Genomic DNA, 19579 nt, shown 5'->3' with positions numbered 1-19579 from the left:
TGTGTCATGCCACCAAAACCGCTTACATTAATCAGTGCCAAGCTCGCCTTTATCATATCCGCCATCGTCATCGGTATCATGGGCATCACCATGATCGGCTTTGGCTGGGTACCGCACCTGTCTCTTATCTTGGCCATCTGTGTACTACTGGCTATCGGTATGTACAAAGGACTTAGCTTTGATGACATGCAAGCACAAATGGCCTCAGGTGTCATGCGCGGTATCGGTGCCATCTACCTGTTCTTCTTTATCGGTCTTATGGTGGCGGCTCTGATGATGTCAGGGGCGATTCCTACACTGATGTATGTAGGCTTTCAGCTGATCTCACCTGAGTACTATTATATTTCTGCCTTTATCTTGACCTCTATTATTGGTATTGCTCTAGGCAGTAGTTTAACCACCGCTGCAACACTTGGTGTGGCCTTTATTGGTATGAGTAATGCCTTTGATGCCAATGTGGCGATAGCGGCGGGAGCGGTAGTATCAGGGGCGTTCTTTGGTGATAAGATGTCGCCATTATCTGATACCTGTACTATTGCCTCCTCTGTCGTTGGTATTGATCTGTTTGAGCACATTCGCAATATGATGTATACGACAGTACCTGCTTGGATACTGACGGTGATATTGTTTTGGATGTTCTCAGGACAGACGACCAGTGCTGATCTGAGTCAAGTAATCATATTGCAAGGACAACTGATAGACAGTGGTCTGGTACATGGGTATTCGGTATTACCCTTTGTGGTATTGGTTGGGTTAGCACTGTTTCGGGTCAATGCGATCTATACGATTATCTGTACTATTGCTGTGGCACTGATCATTACTTATGTACACAGCTCACCAAGCTTTGGTCAATTGGGTGGTTATCTGTTTGCAGGCTATGCTCCTGCTGAGTCATTAGAGCTGGGGGAAGTGGGTGGTATGCTGTCGCGTGGCGGTGTACAGAGTATGTTCTTTACTCAAGCGATTGTGATACTAGCCCTAAGCTTAGGTGGGTTACTAACGGCATTAGGGATTCTACCAGCACTGCTATCTGGTATTAAAGACACGTTGACGACATCAGGCCGAGCTATCTTTGCCGCAGCGATGTCGGCACTAAGCATTAACGTGCTGATCGGTGAGCAGTATTTGAGTATTCTATTATCAGGTACGGCATTCCGGTCGACGTTTGAGCGTTTACACTTACATCCTAAGAATTTGTCGCGGACGATTGAGGATGCAGGAACGGTGATTAATCCGCTGGTACCTTGGAGTGTGTGCGGGGTGTTTATCAGTCAGGCGTTAGGGGTGCCAGTATTAGATTATCTACCTTATGCATTCTTCTGTTATTTATCATTGCTATTGACGCTGCTATTCGGGTTTACGGGGCTGACGATTAGTAGAGCGAAAGAGGAGAAGGTGGTCGAAGCATGATAGATAATGATTGATAAAAAAAGGAGGGGCTAATCTTAGCCCCTCCTTTTTTTTCGAAATGCGTATTTACTGATCTTCCGTTTGCGCATCCTGACTTTTGACGATTTTATGCTGATCCTCTGTGCTATCGACTTTCCAGTAGCTAGAAACATATAAATGTGTCTTTGGTATCGCGCGCTCAACTTTGAAGTACTGGCGCAATGCACGCATACTATGGAACTCACACGCAGCCCATACAGCAGGTTGGCCATCAAGCCAGTTCAATGATTTAACACAGTCCAGTAAAGGACTATCATCTGCATTTGGATGCGCATTAATCACCCAATGTATCTCGACGTTCTCTGGTTTTTTGAGCGTCTGACGGTCTGCTTCAGTCGTCACCTCAAGTACTGCGTAACCACGAGCTTCAGTAGGCAACTGGGCTAAGTTGACCGTAATCGCTGGTAGCGCGGTCATATCACCGACTAATAAAAACCAATCTGCTTCATTGTTAATGAGTTTCTTTGGCCCTGGACCACCTATTAGAATTTGATCACCGGCTTGAGCATTTCGTGCCCATGCCGATGCAGGTCCCTCCGTCTCATGTAAAGCAAAATCAACATCTATTGCGTCATCACGTTGCACGCTCACCGTATAAGTGCGCATCAGTGGGCGGCTACCTGCATCTTGAGGGAATATCAGTTTGATATAAGCACTTTCTTGATCGATAGGAAAATCAACCATGCCAGCACCGCCAAGCGTGACACGGCACATATTTGGCGTAATGTATCTAGTGCCAATAACTTCTAGTACTCTTGGAGTAGGTTTTGCCATATTGTGCTTTCCTTCTAACAGCGGGTTAGCGGGTTAGCGGGTTAGGGAGTTAGGGGTTAGCTTACTAATAGAACCAACCCGCTGTCTGTAGTATTTATTAAAAATTGGCTTTTAGGCTGACTGACATTTGACGTTCAGGTCCCATCCAGCAGTTATTGATGTCGTAACAAGCACCGACATAGGTCTTATCAAACAGATTGTTGATACTAGCACCCACAGCCAGCATAGGGTTTATCTGATAGCTGCCGCCGACATCTACCAGGGTCACACTGGGTAAGTCATCAGAGTTTTGCTTGTCAATCTCCATACCGTCTTCGTAACGAATGCCAGCATTGAGAGTGAGTTTGTCCGTAGCATAGTAGTCTGCCCATAGCGTGGCTTTATGTTTGGCAGTTTGAGCAGGGGTATTGCCGACTACATCAGGGTTGAACTCATCTTCTGTGATCTCAGCATCGGTATAGCTATAGCTTGCCGCGAGATCTACCCAGTCATTGAGCATACGACTGCCTGATATCTCAAAGCCTTTTGATTCAATTTCACCAGTTTGCGTTTGGCTTCTGTAGTTGATTTCATCCGCTACTACGACGTTTTTTTGGGTGATATCAAATACGGCAAACGTTCCTTGAGTCGCACGATCTTTTGACAAGTACTTCACCCCAGCTTCTAACTGATCGGCAGTGGTTGGCTTAAATGGTTCATTGGTAATAAAGTTACTACCGACCACTGGCTGGAACGACTGCGAGTAGCTGGCATAAGGGGAGAAACCATTACCAAAGTCATAAATGGCAGCAAAACGACCACTGGTTTCTGAGGCATCATTGTCAATTGTTTTGTCGCTATAGATGACGCCTTCAGTGGCTTTGGTTTGCTCAGTGATACTGTCAAAATTATCGTGACGTAAGCCTGCCACTAGTGTTAAGTCTTTCCACTTCATCTCATCTTGTACATAAAAACCAAGCTGGCTTTGTTCGATATCTTCCTCTTGACGATAAGCATCTAATGGCAGAGTGTCAGCATTGATTTGTGAATAATCTGGACTAGATAAATCAAGATTTGGCGTGCCATCTGCCCCAGCATCATAGTAAGTCGCATTGCTATCTGTCTCTTGATACTCAACACCGAACAGTAGATTGTGTGAGGTGTTAGCTGTATTGAATTTATAGGCCAGTTGGTTGTCCGTGGTCCAGTTATTCATGCTCTCATCCGTGGTATAAGCCACGCGATTGAGAATCGTGTCACTGCCCTCTACAAACCCTCCACTGTTATACATATTGCGTTGCTGCGCCTCGGCATCAGTATAGCGCATGATATGTTTAAAAGTTAACTGGTCATTGATATCCCAGTTTACGGTGACACTTGGCATAAATACTTCTTTACTAAACTTATTCCATTTATCGCCTGCATAGGCATCACTGTCGAGCTTGCCGTAGCTTGCCTTGTAGATGGTGCCGACAGCAGGCAATGGGGTAGATGGTACCATCTCTGGATCATCTTGATAAAACAGATTGGCAAGTACTGAGACATCATCAGTTGCCTGCCATTCAAGCGACGGATTAATCAGCAATCGCTCTTCTTCTGTGGTTTGCATTTGTCCATCTTTTTGACGTTTTAGCGCGACTAAGCGGTAGTTCAAGGTGTCTGTAATAGGGCCCGTGCTATCGACGGCCACTTCTTTTAGGTTTTGATTGCCAAGTCGTAGCTGTACTTCGTTCTCTTGAGTGCTCTTAGGGGCTTTGGCTATTTGGTTCACCATACCGCCGGGTGCTGCATAGCCATAGAGGGAAGATGCAGGACCTTTCACGACTTCTACCGCTTCAGTCGCATAGACATCGACTTGTGGCATTAGGTTCCAAGCGCCATCGTAGGGAAGTCTTAGTCCGTCATAAAAGTTTGAGTAGGTTTTAAACCCGCGGATATTGTACTCATCAAAGACAGATACCGTACCGCGGCTCTCAGAGCTTACGCCTGGTTCATAACGTAGGGCAGCATTGACGCTATCTGCCTGACGCTTTTGCAACAGGTCTTGATCGATTCTGGTATAACTCATTGGCGCATCGTTTGGATCCAATGCAGTTTTGGTGCCAGTACTACGATAGCCATCTGAGTAAACGGTAATAGCATCTAAGGTGGCTGAGGGTGTAGCAGCCTCATCATTTTCAGTATTGTTTGTCGTCTCTACAGCGTAAGCGGCGTGGCTCATACCCATGATCAGGCCAACTTGTACTGCTGTGGTGAGATATTTTTTGCGAATGACGTTATTGGTTAGATGAGACCGCATCAGATTTCCTCTTGCACTAAAATGATTGAATATTATTTGTGACAGTTAAAGCAAATTTGCAACGACGCTAATAATAACACTAATGATAATTATTATCATTAAAAAATTACAACGAGACAGTTTTGAGAAGTATTTTCAGAACTTAAAAAGGTAGAGACGCAGTGTTGCAAATGAAGCAGTATTACGAATAGAGTCATGCAGACTTACTGTTTTGAACGATGTATTTTAAACGATGGTTTTTACCAGACTTTTCTCGTATTATGCAGCAGCATTCTGAATACAATTATTTACAGTAGAGTTTTTGCATCGCTGTATCGGCGTTATCCTAGTTCTTTGCGAGACCTTTTAAGATTAGTCTTGCAAGCAGGTATACCATTATTATCGATAGGTTTACGTTGTTTATTGAGCAACCAAAGATTGTTTAAGGTCACATTTATGGACACACCCTCCAACCAATCCACCAACAACCAACGCTATTTCACAGTGTGGCGTTGGCATTTCTATGCAGGTATTTTTGTTGCTCCCTTTTTAGTTGTTTTGGCGATAACGGCGCTCGGTATGCTGTTTATGTCTAACACAGCAGGACGTGATAACGACCGCTTAACGGTTATCGTGCCAGAGTCTACAGTTCAATCACCTGTTTCTACTCAAGCAAAAAACGCGCTGAGCACCTTGCCTGATAGCACACTGATTAAATATATCGCCCCTCGTGATACCGATACAGTGGCTTTATTTCAGATAAAATCAGACGACCAAAGCAATATGGTGGCAGTCAACCCATATACGGCTGATATCGTCCAAAGTGTGCCTAACAGTAGCGGTCTTTATAGTACGTTTAATGATATCCACAGTGACTTGCTGATTGGTAAAGTTGGTGATTATTTGTTAGAAACGGCGGCATCATTGACTATTTTGATGATTTTGTCTGGTTGGTATCTGTGGTGGCAAAAACGTAAATCAGTCAAAGCTATGTTGATACCTAGTGAAAGGGCAGCCAATAAGAAAAAACGCTCTTTTATCCGTACGATTCATGCGACATTGGGTAGTTGGATATCTGTGCTGCTACTGTTTTTCTGTATATCAGGTATGGCATGGGCAGGTGTGTGGGGTGAGAGAGTGGTGCAAGCATGGAGCCAGTTTCCTGCGGGTAAGTGGGGCGTTGCACCTGTTCCCGTATCGATTGATCACAGTCAACACGCTACGATGCAAGAGTCTACATCAGCGCCGCATGTACATGGTGCGGCAGCGTCTGAATCACATACTAAAGCGCCCACGCATGGCAGTGCTCTAAACTCTGACGACAACAAAGAAGTTCCTTGGGTACTTGAGTTGACACCAATGCCTGTGTCAGGCACGACTATGGGTAAAGATGGTATCGCCGCCAACATACCCATTATGATTGATACGGTGGATCGCTACGCTCGTGAAATCGGCTTTGAAGGGCGTTATCAATTGAACTTGCCACAAGGTAGTACAGGCGTTTGGACCATTAGCCAAGATTCAATGAGCTATGATATGAAAAGTCCGACAGCAGATCGTACGGTACATATCGACCGTTATTCGGGTAATGTCTTAGCTGATATTCATTTTGATGACTATAATGCGTTTGGTAAGTTTATGGCGGCTGGTATCGCGCTGCATATGGGCACGCTCGGATGGTGGAGCGTACTGGCTAATGTACTATTTTGCCTAGCAGTAATCGCTATTTGTGTCAGTGGCTATATCATGTGGTGGCAGCGTCGCCCTCGTCATGCAAACGATAGCGTGGGATTAAACCCACCAGCTCGCGGCTCAGATGTTTCCGTCTGGTGGCCACTTGCTATTCCCTTGTTAGTGGTGGCTATCATATTCCCGACTGCTATTATCGCGATTATAGCTATCGCGCTATTAGACTTCTTGGTGATTTCTCGAGTTGGGTTTTTGCAGAAATGGTTAAAATAAGCGAACGGTAAGATATCGTTGTTCTCAATATAGTAAAGGAGCGTCTTATAGTAAGGCGCTCCTTTTTTTGCTTAAAAATTGCTGATTTTAAGAACGGATTATTTCGAAAACTGCTCAGATTAACTGCTACTTAGCTTAAAGTTGATCAAACGTTTTATGGGCTTGAAATAGCTCGGTCCATGCTAGTAGTTAAAGCATTGCTTACTTAAGCATAGCAATGGCATCTTTGCTGGCACGCTGTCGCTCTTCGGCATTTAGCTCAATGAGACGGCCTTCTTTCATCAGTAATAATCGATCAGCATGCTCAAAATAACTGTCATCATGACTAATAATAAACAGTGTCTTACCCATGGCTTTTAGCTCAGGGATGAGCGTCTGATAAAATACGCGACGAAAAGCAGGGTCTTGGTCGGCTGCCCACTCATCGAGCAGTAATATGTCCTTTTGTTCGGCGACGGCGATTAGCATAGCCAAGCGTTTTCTCTGACCTTGCGACAGCTTATCTGTAGAGAGTTTATGGTCAGATACGCTAACTTTTTCTTGTAGATTGAGCTTATGCAGCCAGTCAGACACTAGGGCCGCATCAGGTTCATTGCCTTCATATCCAATCAGTTGCTTAAATAGATGCTGGTCGCTAAAAATCGCAGAAAACAGCTGTCTAAAATCGGCATTGTTCTCTGAATTAACGCTCTGTCCATCGACTTGTACCGTCCCTGTAGTGGGGGTAAAGATACCAGTAATGATTTTGGCAAGGGTAGATTTGCCGCTACCATTCGCACCGATTAAGAAAACCACGTCACCTCGTTGCAAGGTTAAATTGACGGACTTTAAGATGTTATTGGTAGGGTTTTGATTGTTATCACTGTTATCGCTATTTTGGGCATTATCATTAACCCCTGTGTCTGGTGCATTACTACTATGACTACTATTGCCTACATAGCGATAATTGATATTGTTTAGAGTTATGGACTGCCAGTTCTGGGCGACAGTATCTGTCGCAAAGCTTGGCTGATGCTCGGCCAATTCTAAAGACTTTATCTTTTCTAGCGCAACTTGAGCGGTCTGCAATGTTGGGTAAGCGCCAACCGCATGTAGGAGTGGCGACTGCATAAACAAAATCGTCAAAGAAAAAGTAGTGGCAACTCCCATCGGTATATCAAGATAATTTGCCACTGCAAACACGATGCCAATCGATGCGAACATCATAATATTGGACCAGTTCACTGCTGATAAATGAAAAGTATCAGATTTGGTTACGGTCTTTTCATACGATTTAGCATGAGCCAAGAAGTCATCTGTATACAGTTTTTCTGCTCGGTGTTGGTTAAGTGCTAGCTCTTTACGACCTTCTATTATCGATTGATAATCCTGATATAACGCGTCATTAATCTCTCTCAATTCGGTCAAATGCGTATAGACATGCTTGACCAATATAGTACTTATCCAAATCGTCATTACAATCCAAAACATCACAATGAATAACAATGGCAACGACAACCAACCTAGATATAGCCCAACGCCAACAGACAAAATAATACCTTGTACCAGCTCTGGCATACGGACAAAAGCAACGGTAATCGATTGAATGTCTGAGGATAAGCTGGCAAGTAAGCGTGCGCTACCCAAATGGTCTATCTGAGGAACGGTAGTATCGATGATTTGTTTGACCAATTTGGTTCTAAGCTCATAGACAAATCGATGTCCCAATCGCGTCAATGCATATTGCGACAAAAATGTCGTCACCAGCAGTAATAGTACCAGCAGTGAAAACCGCCCCAAACTGAGCCAAGATAAAGTGTCAAATACTGGCTGACTAATAAAAGTATGATTGATATAGGCAATAATACCCACACTGACAGCAGCATTGACCAGATTTAGCAGAATGACTTTGAGAAAAGGCAGACGATAATTCGCCCAAATCATATGATATAAAGAAGCGGTCGTACGAGAAGACGCTGTGGTACGAGAAGACATAGTAACTCAGTAATAAAATAAATTTTTGATAGCAGAAAAGGGAGTAGGTCGCGCCTAATCCCTTTTATGGAAGCTAATAAAGCCTACTAATAAAGCTTAAAAATCGAACGTTGCCGATACTTTTAAGGCCGTTGGTTCACCTGCATTTAGATAGCCATAGCCTGGTAATCCACCTACAGACTGCCAGTAGTCTTCACCTGTGACATTGGTCACCATACCTTTTAGAGTAACGTCTTGTCCTGCTAGCATAGTACGATAGCGAGCACCTAAATCTAGGGTAGTATAGCCATCAACTTTTAAGGTATTGGCGGCATCGGCATAACGCGCACCTGTATGGATGATATCGCCCGTTAAAGTTAATCCTTCAACGGCGGCCAAATCATACTCTAGGTTGACGTTACTCTGTAATGTGGGCAGGCCAATAACGCTGTTGCCATCTAATGCACTATCGCCCGTATCTTTTTGCTTAGCACTTAAATAGGTAACACCAGCATTGAGGCGCATGTTTTCGCTTGGACTACCAAAGACAGTCAGCTCAGCACCTTGATGACGGTTCTCGCCAGTTGCGGTAAAGGTGTTATTGTCATCGATATAAGCTCGTGGCTCATCAGTATGGAATATGGCAAAACTGCTACCGATCACACCATTGTCGTATTTCACACCCAGCTCAGTTTGTTTGCTTACATAGGGGTCTAGGTTTTGTCCTGCATTGGTTATGGCATTGCCAGAATTATCAACCAATGGTGCAGCGGCTCCTTTGGCAAGACTTTCAATATAGTTGCCATATACAGACCAGTCCATCGTTGGCTGATAAACGATACCGACGCTTGGTGTCCATGCGCTTTCATCATAGCTAGCTGTTTTGGCTTGGGTATTGTAGTCATAGCTGGTTGTTTTGATATTTTGATGACGTACGCCTACCGTAGTTTTTAGCTTATCGTTGAACAGTGAGAACGTGTCTGCAAACGCAAAACTCTGTAATTGAGTTTCACTCGTTCGCTTAGGATCATCAAAACGTCCGCCAAAGAAAGCGGTATCTGACCACGCATTGTCATAATCTGTCGGGCGGTACAAATTGGTCGCGAGTTGGTTACCAAAGTCAAAAGCGTAAGCGCCTTTTTCCTCTTGATCATAAAGATCGGCGGCTAGTACCCAGTTGTGATCAATCTTACCTGTTTGCCATTGACCACGCAGACCAAGCTCAGCACTCTGGACTTTATCTTCTCGAACGTTATCAAAGCGGTAGGTTGAGCCAGTGCCATCTGTGTCAGATACTGTGAGGTTGGCTAACGAGTTGTCTTCATCACCATGTCTGATACCGTAGGCGCCATAACCGGTAATGCTGTCATTAAAATCATATTCTCCGCGAATCGTACCAAAGACATCCTCTTCGTTTGAATAACTCCAAGGCTGTGCCCAATTTTTTGAGCCGTCTGGTGCTTTTGGTACATGAGAGACACCAGCAAGCGTCACACTAGGACGAGTCTCTGATAGTTTATTGTCTTGCCAGCCCAAATCGGCTGATAGACGATACTGATCCCCTCTATAGTCTAAACCAAGTGCAGCCAGACCCAAAGTCGATGACTCATCGTCGATAGCGCTGTCACCATCTTGATAAGCTGCATTAAAACGAACACCAATAGCATCATCGCTACCGAAGCGATCACTGACATCTACTGCGACCTTACCTTGGTCGCCTTGACCATAACCAAGCGTTAGCTGACGTAGCGGCTCATTGTCCGCTCGTTTGGGTAACAGGTTGATAGTACCGCCTGAGTTACCACCACTCGGTGCCGCGCCATTTAGCATCGCTGAGGCACCGCGCTGTACTTCGACACGCTCAAACAATTCAGTTGCGATATATTGTCTAGGTAGTATGCCGTATAGACCATTGAACATCGTATCGTCTGAGGTGGTCACAAATCCACGCATAAAATACGCTTCTTGAAAGTTACCAAAACCTCTTGCCACACGAACAGTAGGATCTTTTTTGAGTAGATCGCCCACACTATGTGCTTGTTGATTGGTGATATATTCATTGGTGTATGAGGTGGTAGAGAACGGCGTGTCCATGATGTCTTGGTTGCCCAAGAGTCCGACGCGGCTGCCTGTCGCCACTTGTCCACCTTCATATGCGCTAGGTAGCCCATCTGCTGACGCATCAGCACTACTGGTCACGACGATAGTGTCCAGTACTACATTAGGGGTGGTTTGAGTATCTGCATCATCTACTAGCGCCCATGCCGAGTGACTTGTGGTTAGTATGATGACTGAACATAGTGATTTTAGAGGTAGCGATTTCGTCGATACTAGGCGTGAAGGTATGGACGCTAATCGTAGAGAAGTGCCAGACACATTCAGAGAGTTAAGACGAAACAAAGCAGCAGATAAGCGAGACAGTTGCATGAATATTTCCAGCATGTAATTTAAATCGTTATTATAATGATAATCATTTCTATTACAATGAATTACTGAGTCAATTTTAAATATACTAGGTTTGAGTAAAGTATGGCTGTCGCTTGATAAGGTGCTAATAGCATCATCTATAAATAGGGCAGTGCTGCTACATTTGGGCTCTTTAGGATGAGTAAACAAGAAGTATAAAGCAGAGGATGGGTTTACCTATTATAAATAGTCTGTATGGACAATTTATTCATTTGAGCCAGTTCATGTATCAATGTATGCTATTGTTTTATCACGGGCATGGAGTACGCTGGTATCGCCCACCAGAGATGCAGTCAAATGGAATTGACTGATTTATATAATTGAAATGGATTTTTAAGGTGGCGCTTATGTACGCAGTAATTGGAGCAGGTCCAATGGGTCTCGCTGCAGCCCGAAATTTGCAAAAACTCAATATTCCTTTTGTCGGCTTTGAGCTACATACAGATGTAGGGGGCCTATGGGATATCGACAATCCGCACAGCACCATGTATGAAAGTGCCCATTTGATTTCGTCCAAGCGTATGACGGAGTTCAAAGAGTTTCCTATGAGTGACTCAGTCGCGGCGTATCCTCATCATACCCAGCTCCGTCAGTACTTCCGCGACTTTTCAGATACGTTCAATCTAAAATCATCTTACGAATTCTCCACGCGCGTGGTCAGCATGGTGCCTGAAGGGGATGGCTGGCGTCTTGTCAGCGAGTGTAATGGTCAAAAACAATCGCGACTGTTTAATGGTGTGCTCATGGCAAATGGCACTTTGCATACTCCCAATATCCCAAGCTTGCCGGGTACGTTTGCAGGCACGTTGATGCATTCTTCTGAATATCGTAGCCCGTCAGTGTTTAATGACAAACGTGTATTGATCGTTGGCTGTGGTAACTCGGGCGCTGATATCGCCGTTGACGCGGTGCATCATGCCAAATCAGTAGATATCAGTCTGCGCCGCGGCTATTACTTTCTGCCCAAATTTATCAAGGGTCAGCCGATTGACACACTAGGCGGAAAAATAAAGTTACCGCGTCCAGTTAAGCAGCGCATGGATGCAGCGATGATACGTATGGTCATCGGAAAACCTTCTGATTATGGATTGCCAAACCCAAACTATCGGATGTATGAATCACATCCTGTGGTCAATTCATTGGTATTACATCATTTGGGTCATGGCGATATTAAGGCGCGCCGTGATATTCGCCGCATCGATGGTCATACGGTGACCTTTAGTGATGGAGAAAGTCATGATTATGATTTGATTCTTATGGCGACTGGATACTTGCTTGATTATCCATTTATTGAGCGCGCTCAGCTTAATTGGCCTACCAATCATGATGCTCCGCAGCTTTATATGAATGTCTTTCATCCTGAGCATGATAATTTATTTATGATGGGTATGGTGGAGGCAGCAGGGTTGGGCTGGGAAGGTCGAAATCAACAAGCTAGGCTTGTTGCACTATATATTCAGCAGCGTCAGCAAAATACAGCAGCCGTTAAACAGTTTAATAAAGTGAAACGTCAGCGAGCAGGCAAAACACTCGATGGCGGCTATGATTATATTAAGCTTGCGCGTATGGCATATTACGTGAATAAAGATGAATACTTAGAGACGCTGTCCAAGCATATCGCTGAGCTCGAAACAGAACAGCCTGTATTGGCATCAGAGGTATGATAGCGGCAGTGGCGTTTGAGCCACGGAGCTTGATTCTGCTCAATCTCATCTTGGCGCTGATGATGTTTGGCGTGTCATTGAGTTTACGTCTCGAAGATTTTAAGCGTGTCGTTTTGTCTCCCATTGCGCCGATAGCAGGTCTGTTTGCCCAATTCTTTCTATTGCCCCTAGCCACGTGTCTGTTTACGTGGGCGTTGAATATCGATCCTGAGTTGGCGCTAGGGATGATTTTGGTAGCATCTTGCCCAGGTGGCAGTTTTTCTAACATTATGACTTGGCTGGCACGCGGTAATGTCGCGGTGTCAGTCAGTATGACTGCGGTATCAAGCCTCGCTGCAGCTATATTAACACCAGTCAATTTTGCCTTTTACGGTTGGCTTAACCCACACACGCGTGAGTATCTGACAAAGATAACGATGGATCCTAGCAGTATTCTGTTACTGGTTCTATTAGTGTTAGCGTTACCTTTAGTGCTAGGGATGGTAACAGGGCGACGCTTACCTGATCTGGTCGTACGTATCCAAAAGCCATTACGTATTTTCTCCCTACTCGTGCTGATGGCTTTTGTGGCAATCGCTTTTTCTAGCAATTTTGCGCTATTTTTAGAGCGTTTTCATAGCTTCTTTTGGTTGGTCGTCGGCCATAATTTATTGGCGCTTTCGTTAGGTTATGGCATGGGGCTGGTGCTCAAGTTGCCAGTCGCGGATCGGCGCGCGGTGACTTTAGAAGTAGGAATACAAAACTCAGGGCTAGGACTGGTTATTTTATTTACTTTTTTCCCAGAGGCAGGTGGCATGATGCTGATCACGGCGTTCTGGGGCGTATGGCATTTGGTGTCAGGACTGACACTTTCACAAATTTGGGCACGGATACCCTATGAATAAAAGCGTAATAAATAAAAGCATAGTGAATAAACGTATATTAATCACTGGTGCAGCAGGTTACATCGGCCATCAACTGGGCAATCGTCTGGCTGATTATTATCATGTCGTCGGCACAGATATTCGCAAGCGTGATGACCTAGACTTTCCAATTCACGTATTAGACGTGCGTGATGAGCGTTTGGCAACGCTACTAAAAGAAGAGGGCATCACTCATGTCGTGCATCTCGCTTCTATCTTGCAAGCGTCAAAAGATCGTGCTCGTGACTATGATATCGATGTCAATGGCACGCGTAACGTACTTGATTGCTGCATCAAAGCAGGTGTCGCACATATAACGCTCACCAGCTCGGGTGCTGCTTACGGATATCACGCTGACAATCCTGAATGGATTGATGAGCAAGATGCACTACGCGGTAACCCTGAGTTTGCCTACTCAGATCACAAAAGGCAGGTCGAGGAAATGCTTGCAGATTTTCGCGAGCAGCAGCCACAATTACAGCAGCTGATCTTTCGACCTGGCACCGTACTAGGCGCTGATACGCGCAATCAAATTACCAGTCTGTTTATGGCGCCGCGTGTGCTTGCGCTCAAAGGCAGTGAGTCGCCTTTTGTGTTTATTTGGGATCAAGACGTGATCAGCGCTATGGAAATAGGTATTCGTGAGGATAAATCTGGCATCTACAACATGGCAGGCGATGGCGCACTAACGATGAAGGATATCGCAAACCGACTTAATAAACCGCTATTGACCCTGCCAGTGGGTTTGGTTAAGGCTGGCTTACAAGTGGCAAAATGGGGTGGTAAGCCAACGGGACCAGAACAGGTTAATTTTTTGCGTTATCGCCCAGTACTGAGTAATAGGCGACTCAAAGAAGAGTTTGGTTATTGTTTAGAAAAAACGTCTGCCGAAACCTTCGAGTACTTCATCGAACGCAATGGATTGCGTAAACCTTGATAGGGAGAAAATCATTAATGCCATCAATGCCATCAATGCCATCAATGTCATCAATAAATGTTACTTTAATCACTGGCGCTGCATCAGGACTTGGTTGGGCAATGGCACAGCACTGGTATGCTGTTGGACATCACTTAGTACTCGCTGATATAGATGAGCAAGCGCTGATCGCCCGCGCTCGTGAGTTAGAGGACTCTGATAGAGTCATGACAGTCGTCACTGATATCACTAAAGTTAATGATATTGCTGCGCTTATTGAGAAGATTAGCGAGCGCTTTGGCTGTCTTGATCTATTGGTGAACAATGCTGGGATTACCCATCGATCACCAGCACATCAGACTGATCCTGCGGTGTTCCGCAAAGTCATGGCGGTAGATTGGCAAGGAGCAGTAGAGCTGACTATGGCTGCGTTACCGATGCTACGAGAATCTAAAGGTCAAATTATCTGTATCGGCTCAATGGCTGGCTGGATGCCAGTTCCTGGACGGGCAGCGTATTGTGCGGCAAAAGGTGCGCTGACCCAGTTCTTTGAAGTATTGCGCTTGGAACTAGAATCTGAAGGTATACATATCCTTATGGTCTATCCCAGCTTTCTTGATACACCTATCGAGAACCACGCGCTCGGCCGTGATGGTAGTATCTCAAAGCATCCACGCTCAATGATCGGTAATATGCGTAGTGCTGAGTGGATGGCCGAACAGATCGATCAAGGTTTGCAGCGGCGCAAACGTTGGATATTGCCGGACCCTCTCTCGCGCTTTGGTAGTTTGCTGTGGCGTATTGCGCCAGCTTTATACTTGCGTCAGGTGCGTAAACGTTTTGAATGCGAGTTGCGGTAGACTACGTTAAGTGAGAACCTAGAAGAGAGGCTAGTAGTTCATGCAAATTATCGATAGTGTTATGCTGAAAATACTATGCTGAAGAGCGCTATATTAGAAGCCACTATATTAAAAGACTCTGTATTAAAAGACTCTGTATTAAAAGGTACTTTATTAGAAAACACTATGCTAGAAATAATAATCTAACATAGTGTTTTAACTCATAGCTTTTTAACTTTATTAACTAGTTCAATATCACCTAGTTCAGTATTACCTTACTGAGCATTACCTTTCTCGGTACTAATGATTTCTAATTGGTTTACCAAGCTCCATGGTCTCTTCAGTCTCGATGACAATAGGATTTTTCGCTTCCTGACGCTTATCCCACCAAGCGAAGATATTGGCCAATATAGAGCCAGAAATAGAGTGCCAAATACAAGCGACGGCGGCAGCGATGGCGGATTCTGCATTGCCAGGGAAAAACTTCGTGCTTAAGCCCGTGGCCAGACCTGCATTTTGTACGCCAACCTCGATAGATATGGTGCGTTTTTTGGGTTTGCTCATACCAAATAAGGCCCCTGAGTAGTAGCCCAATATATAGCCGACGATATTGTGTACCGCAATGGCCAAGATAACGACTAGCCCTGACTGCAAGAACTGATTACCAAATACAGCGGCAACGCCACCGACAATAGCGGCAAAAGCTAATACAGCCACGCCTGGCATCACCGCACGTACATCATTAAACCAGTGTTTGTTTTGAAATAGAATGTTTAACATAGAGCCGATAGCGACTGGCAACAATGTCACTAATAGCATAAAGCGGAACATACCCCAGCCATCCATCTCTACAGATTGACCAACCAAATAATTGAGCCAAAGTGGTGTTACTAACGGTGCAATGATGGTTGATACGGTGGTCATACCTACCGAAAACGCCACATCACCTTTAGCAAGGTAGCTCATAATGTTTGAAGACACACCACCAGGACAAGTCCCAACCAATACTAGACCCAGTGTCAACCCAGGCGATAAGTCAAACAATCTAGCCACGCTAATCGCTAAAATCGGCATAATGGTATATTGGATAATTGAACCGATAAAAATATCAAGCGGGCGCTGGGCCAACACCTTATAGTCTTCTTTACCTAGTGTCATACCCATTGCGAGCATAATGACACCTAGAACGATGACTTGGGTATCACCTGTCACCCAAGAAAAAGTCGCAGGCTCTATAAATGTCACTGCGGCCGCTAAAATAATAACCAATGCCGTAAATCGACTCAACTGCTGACTTATCATCCTCAAAAACTGCATTTCTCAAATCCTTCTAAGTCCGGAAAATAGTCAAGTATAAGTTCAAAACCACTGTATTTCCAATGGGTTCGGGCAGTTTTTAGCCAACAATAAGTTGCTATTATGACAACTTTAAATATTTCCCATTTTTGATACAGAGGGGGTTGTTTGGTGAAAATTACAGATAGCTGACCATATTGTTACCTTTCTTTAAATTCCACAATTTTAGATGCCGTTATAATTGCTTATAATTTAGTGTATGTAATCTACATAACACTTCATTTATGAAGCAGATGTATAAGGTGCTATGCAAATTAACGTTATTTTTTGCAGTGGAATTATTTCACAACAGCATCATATAGTTAGTATACTAACAATTAACATGCTAACTAAATGATATCTAATATGCCTAATCAACCTTATCCATTTCACTTTTTTTTGCATTGTGGTCATCTCATCGAAGAGCGCCTGCGTACTAAGCTGACCCCTTTAGAGGTCATGCCGCGTCAAGCACGAGTATTAGATGCGCTCGGAAGAATGGGGCAAGCGTCGCAAGTACAGTTGGCTGACGAGTTTGGATTGTCTGCTGCAAGCATGAGCACGATGACGGCACGCTTACTGGCAGCAGGTCTAATAGAAAGACGCGTCGATGAGCAAGAGCTGCGCAGTAACGTCCTCAAGCTCTCCAAGCATGGGAAAGGTTTATTAACGCAGATTTATGAGGTATGGCGCGAAGTAGATCAAGAGATATATGAGGCGATAGGGTCTGAAAATGCAATGCAACTTGCAAGAATTACTCATGAGCTACGCAATGCGTTTGGTGGTTTTACACCAGGCGAGAATAGCTCGAATACAGAAGAATTAGCTTCTACACAATTAATTTTAAAACAGTCTTAATATTAGTGTTTTTATAAGAGATTTTTCACCCATTCAGTCTAACCAGCTATCAGGAAATTTACGATGTCGACCTCTATTCAATCACTTGTTCGATCAAAAAGTATTATCAAACGCCTATCTTTACTGACGTTATTAACCACGTCTTCTTACGCCTTCGCGCTTGATGTTAATTTTGTGGACAGTAAGTGGGATGGTAAGACCATTCCTGAAGGACAACAGTGTCAAAAATTTGATGGAGTTAAACCCGGTACGCCAAAGCTTAGCGTGTCTGGTATTCCAGCAGGGTCAGACAGTGTCGTGTTGGTATACAGTGACCGCGACTCTAAAAAAATGAACAATGGCGGACATGGCATTATGAATTACACCCTACCAAAAGGCGCAACTGCGGTTGAGTTGCCGATTGTGGCTGGACACAGTTATGAGATGCCAAAAGGGTTTGAGATAATTGCAGAACATCGAGGTGCTGGCTGGGACAAAGAAGGAGCCTATATGCCGCCTTGCTCTGGTGGTAGTGGCCATGAATATTACGTCACGGTTCAAACCTATAAAGGCAATACAGTCACTGCTGAAACCGTGTTAGAGCTTGGCAATTTTTAATCGGAAACGTGGTATTCGTTATAAAAAACATGACCAATTTTACCTGCGAATCGACTGAAAAATAGTCGCTGTCAATGTCACAAGTACCAGTGTCATTAGCGGCAATGTCATCAGTGCCATGGTCGAATACCAGTGACAAGATTAAATTTTTTTTGATAATTTATGATAATTACTACTCGCAATAGAGGGTTTATGAAAACAAAGATACTTTACAATGGCATACTGGTCAGTATGGCATTAACACTAACCGCTTGTAGTCAACTTGCTGAGCAATATTCGGTAGAGGCTGCTAACGATACTAGTCAAACGCTAAAAACTGCTAGCACTGCTAATGGTGGTGTTGATATGACACGCATCAGCCAAGATGCCCTTGTAAAAGCCCCTGAAACTGTCGATTGTACATTAGAAAATGGTGCTGCTGCCAAGTGTGCAAAGATAGTAGTCAAGCACCAACCTGATAACTTAAAAATTGGTCCGTTTTGCCCAGAGACGCTAGATGACAAAGGTGGTGTCTGGAACTGGGATGGCGAAGAATCGGGGCTCTACCGTATCGATGAAAAGTTTTTAACGATGTTAGAGACGCAGGGTTATCAATTCTATGACGCTGACGGCAAGGTGAATATCGTTGACGTACGTACGACCCAGCCAACGGCAAATAATGCCTGCCTGTCTGCCTCAGCTGACGAATCGGTCGAGATGACCATTTTATTGCCATTATCACCAGTCAAAGCTGACCAAGCAACCAGTCTAGGCACTGTAGCCAAAGTTGGGTTGGCTCTTGATGGCGTGCCTATTTTTGCGGACGCGCCTTCAGTGCTACAAACCGGACACATGCCTGCGCTCGACACTTGCGGTGGCCATATTGATCCGGGTGGCTGGTACCACTGGCATGCCACATCAACAGACATCAATTCAGTGTTTGAGCATGAACATGTTGATGCTAGTTGTGCCTTAGAGCAAAAGGCTGATGCCCTGTTCGCCTATGCATTTGACGGTTATCCTATCTACGGTAGCGTGGACAGTGATGGCAAGATACCGACTGATCTGGATGCCTGCAACGGACATACTGGCGCAACCCTTGAAAACCCTAAAGGTGGTTACCACTACCACGCATCGACAGAATTTCCAAACTTGCCAAGTTGCTTGAGCGGTGTAGTCGCTAAGGATAACTTCACGACCACTGCCAAACAAGGCATTGGCGCTCAAGGTGGAGGAGGTCCGGGAGCAGGTGGTCCAGGCCAAGGTTTGCCCCCAGGTTTTGATACAGCAGCTACAACACTTGGTGTTTCAGAAACTGAGTTGTTAAGCGCGATTATGAAAAATGGTGGAAGAGAGCTCGATACTGCTGCGGCTGCCAAAGATCTTGGTGTGACCGAAGCGGCTTTGAAAGCGGCCTTACCCAACTAAGATTGATCTCGTTAACCCTTTCAGACCGGTTAAGCTTTTTTATGTAGGTCTCGTTTTATAAAACCTACAAGCGACAATAATGATTTGTGGTGCTTGTAGGTTGGGTAAAATTCTAGTCGTCTCTATTCTTTATCAGACTCATTAAAACTTACTAATTATTAACAATCAATTTATATTATTTCTATACGGAATTAATCAAC

General features: G+C 44.5%; 14 protein-coding genes. 9 read left to right on the top strand and 5 right to left on the bottom strand.

All coding sequences use genetic code 11. The annotated features are described in order from the left end of the window. Positions 1-6 precede the first annotated feature (6 nt). Complete coding sequence (locus ACQKC9_RS03295) at positions 7-1410, top strand: Na+/H+ antiporter NhaC family protein (RefSeq protein WP_427620492.1); 1404 nt, start codon at positions 7-9, stop codon at positions 1408-1410. 66 nt (positions 1411-1476) lie between these two features. Here the strand turns inward: ACQKC9_RS03295 and ACQKC9_RS03290 are convergent, their stop codons facing one another. Beyond that, positions 1477-2223 (bottom strand): siderophore-interacting protein, encoded by a 747-nt coding sequence (locus ACQKC9_RS03290; protein WP_427620491.1) that lies wholly within the window; start codon positions 2221-2223, stop codon positions 1477-1479. 97 nt (positions 2224-2320) lie between these two features. Then, entirely contained in the window at positions 2321-4501 is a 2181-nt protein-coding gene (locus tag ACQKC9_RS03285) for a TonB-dependent siderophore receptor (protein WP_427620490.1), read from the bottom strand. Positions 4502-4936: 435 nt separating this feature from the next. Between ACQKC9_RS03285 and ACQKC9_RS03280 the strand changes: the two genes are divergently transcribed. Beyond that, positions 4937-6442 carry a PepSY-associated TM helix domain-containing protein gene (locus tag ACQKC9_RS03280; protein WP_427620489.1) on the top strand — a complete coding sequence of 502 codons (1506 nt, stop codon included), beginning with the start codon at positions 4937-4939 and terminating at the stop codon, positions 6440-6442. 201 nt (positions 6443-6643) lie between these two features. Here the strand turns inward: ACQKC9_RS03280 and ACQKC9_RS03275 are convergent, their stop codons facing one another. Together ACQKC9_RS03275 and ACQKC9_RS03270 are read right to left on the bottom strand one after the other, a co-directional pair. After that, the gene (locus ACQKC9_RS03275) at positions 6644-8416 is read right to left on the bottom strand and encodes a multidrug ABC transporter permease/ATP-binding protein (RefSeq protein WP_427620488.1); all 1773 of its coding nucleotides are present in this window, start codon (positions 8414-8416) and stop codon (positions 6644-6646) included. Between the two features lie 96 nt (positions 8417-8512). Further along, positions 8513-10822, bottom strand: a complete 2310-nt coding sequence (locus ACQKC9_RS03270; RefSeq protein ID WP_427620487.1) for a TonB-dependent receptor — start codon at positions 10820-10822, stop codon at positions 8513-8515. A gap of 386 nt (positions 10823-11208) precedes the next feature. Here ACQKC9_RS03270 and ACQKC9_RS03265 point away from each other — a divergent pair, with 386 nt between their 5' ends. Genes ACQKC9_RS03265 through ACQKC9_RS03250 form a run of 4 tightly spaced genes read left to right on the top strand, consistent with a single transcriptional unit; the run spans position 11209 to position 15203 of the window. After that, positions 11209-12525: a flavin-containing monooxygenase gene (locus ACQKC9_RS03265; RefSeq protein ID WP_427620486.1), complete on the top strand. Its 1317-nt coding sequence runs from the start codon at positions 11209-11211 to the stop codon at positions 12523-12525. Further along, the gene (locus ACQKC9_RS03260; RefSeq protein ID WP_427620485.1) at positions 12522-13409 is read left to right on the top strand and encodes a bile acid:sodium symporter family protein; all 888 of its coding nucleotides are present in this window, start codon (positions 12522-12524) and stop codon (positions 13407-13409) included. Before ACQKC9_RS03265 ends, ACQKC9_RS03260 begins: the two co-directional genes overlap by 4 nt. Continuing rightward, positions 13402-14364 (top strand): SDR family oxidoreductase, encoded by a 963-nt coding sequence (locus tag ACQKC9_RS03255; RefSeq protein ID WP_427620484.1) that lies wholly within the window; start codon positions 13402-13404, stop codon positions 14362-14364. The genes ACQKC9_RS03260 and ACQKC9_RS03255 overlap by 8 nt, the downstream gene beginning before the upstream one ends. A gap of 17 nt (positions 14365-14381) precedes the next feature. Next, positions 14382-15203: an SDR family oxidoreductase gene (locus ACQKC9_RS03250; RefSeq protein ID WP_427620483.1), complete on the top strand. Its 822-nt coding sequence runs from the start codon at positions 14382-14384 to the stop codon at positions 15201-15203. Between the two features lie 279 nt (positions 15204-15482). On the opposite strand, the gene ACQKC9_RS03245 is transcribed toward ACQKC9_RS03250, so the two are convergent. Further along, the gene (locus ACQKC9_RS03245) at positions 15483-16499 is read right to left on the bottom strand and encodes a bile acid:sodium symporter family protein (RefSeq protein WP_427620482.1); all 1017 of its coding nucleotides are present in this window, start codon (positions 16497-16499) and stop codon (positions 15483-15485) included. Positions 16500-16883: 384 nt separating this feature from the next. On the opposite strand from ACQKC9_RS03245, the gene ACQKC9_RS03240 reads away from it, so the two are divergent. The 3 genes from ACQKC9_RS03240 (at position 16884) to ACQKC9_RS03230 (ending at position 19379) form a co-directional block, all read left to right on the top strand. Then, positions 16884-17375: a MarR family winged helix-turn-helix transcriptional regulator gene (locus tag ACQKC9_RS03240; protein WP_427620481.1), complete on the top strand. Its 492-nt coding sequence runs from the start codon at positions 16884-16886 to the stop codon at positions 17373-17375. 63 nt (positions 17376-17438) lie between these two features. Then, positions 17439-17972 (top strand): hypothetical protein, encoded by a 534-nt coding sequence (locus tag ACQKC9_RS03235; RefSeq protein ID WP_427620480.1) that lies wholly within the window; start codon positions 17439-17441, stop codon positions 17970-17972. A 192-nt stretch (positions 17973-18164) separates the two neighbouring features. Next, the gene (locus tag ACQKC9_RS03230; RefSeq protein ID WP_427620479.1) at positions 18165-19379 is read left to right on the top strand and encodes a YHYH protein; all 1215 of its coding nucleotides are present in this window, start codon (positions 18165-18167) and stop codon (positions 19377-19379) included. Positions 19380-19579 lie beyond the last annotated feature (200 nt).

Origin of the sequence: Psychrobacter sp. NPDC078409 (assembly GCF_050268505.1) — a bacterium.
GTDB lineage: Bacteria > Pseudomonadota > Gammaproteobacteria > Pseudomonadales > Moraxellaceae > Psychrobacter.
Note: the sequence above shows the minus strand (reverse complement) of the source record. Positions and strands in the feature narration are given on the sequence as shown.

Bases quoted from the DNA above. Each gene is read 5' to 3' on its own strand.
- ACQKC9_RS03250 (WP_427620483.1), top strand. From the start codon at position 14,382: ATGCCATCAATGCCATCAATGCCATCAATGTCATCAATAAATGTTACT.
- ACQKC9_RS03230 (WP_427620479.1), top strand. From the start codon at position 18,165: ATGAAAACAAAGATACTTTACAATGGCATACTGGTCAGTATGGCATTA.
- ACQKC9_RS03275 (WP_427620488.1), bottom strand. From the start codon at position 8,416: ATGTCTTCTCGTACCACAGCGTCTTCTCGTACGACCGCTTCTTTATAT.
- ACQKC9_RS03265 (WP_427620486.1), top strand. From the start codon at position 11,209: ATGTACGCAGTAATTGGAGCAGGTCCAATGGGTCTCGCTGCAGCCCGA.
- ACQKC9_RS03245 (WP_427620482.1), bottom strand. From the start codon at position 16,499: ATGCAGTTTTTGAGGATGATAAGTCAGCAGTTGAGTCGATTTACGGCA.
- ACQKC9_RS03295 (WP_427620492.1), top strand. From the start codon at position 7: ATGCCACCAAAACCGCTTACATTAATCAGTGCCAAGCTCGCCTTTATC.
- ACQKC9_RS03285 (WP_427620490.1), bottom strand. From the start codon at position 4,501: ATGCGGTCTCATCTAACCAATAACGTCATTCGCAAAAAATATCTCACC.
- ACQKC9_RS03260 (WP_427620485.1), top strand. From the start codon at position 12,522: ATGATAGCGGCAGTGGCGTTTGAGCCACGGAGCTTGATTCTGCTCAAT.
- ACQKC9_RS03240 (WP_427620481.1), top strand. From the start codon at position 16,884: ATGCCTAATCAACCTTATCCATTTCACTTTTTTTTGCATTGTGGTCAT.
- ACQKC9_RS03290 (WP_427620491.1), bottom strand. From the start codon at position 2,223: ATGGCAAAACCTACTCCAAGAGTACTAGAAGTTATTGGCACTAGATAC.
- ACQKC9_RS03280 (WP_427620489.1), top strand. From the start codon at position 4,937: ATGGACACACCCTCCAACCAATCCACCAACAACCAACGCTATTTCACA.
- ACQKC9_RS03255 (WP_427620484.1), top strand. From the start codon at position 13,402: ATGAATAAAAGCGTAATAAATAAAAGCATAGTGAATAAACGTATATTA.
- ACQKC9_RS03270 (WP_427620487.1), bottom strand. From the start codon at position 10,822: ATGCAACTGTCTCGCTTATCTGCTGCTTTGTTTCGTCTTAACTCTCTG.
- ACQKC9_RS03235 (WP_427620480.1), top strand. From the start codon at position 17,439: ATGTCGACCTCTATTCAATCACTTGTTCGATCAAAAAGTATTATCAAA.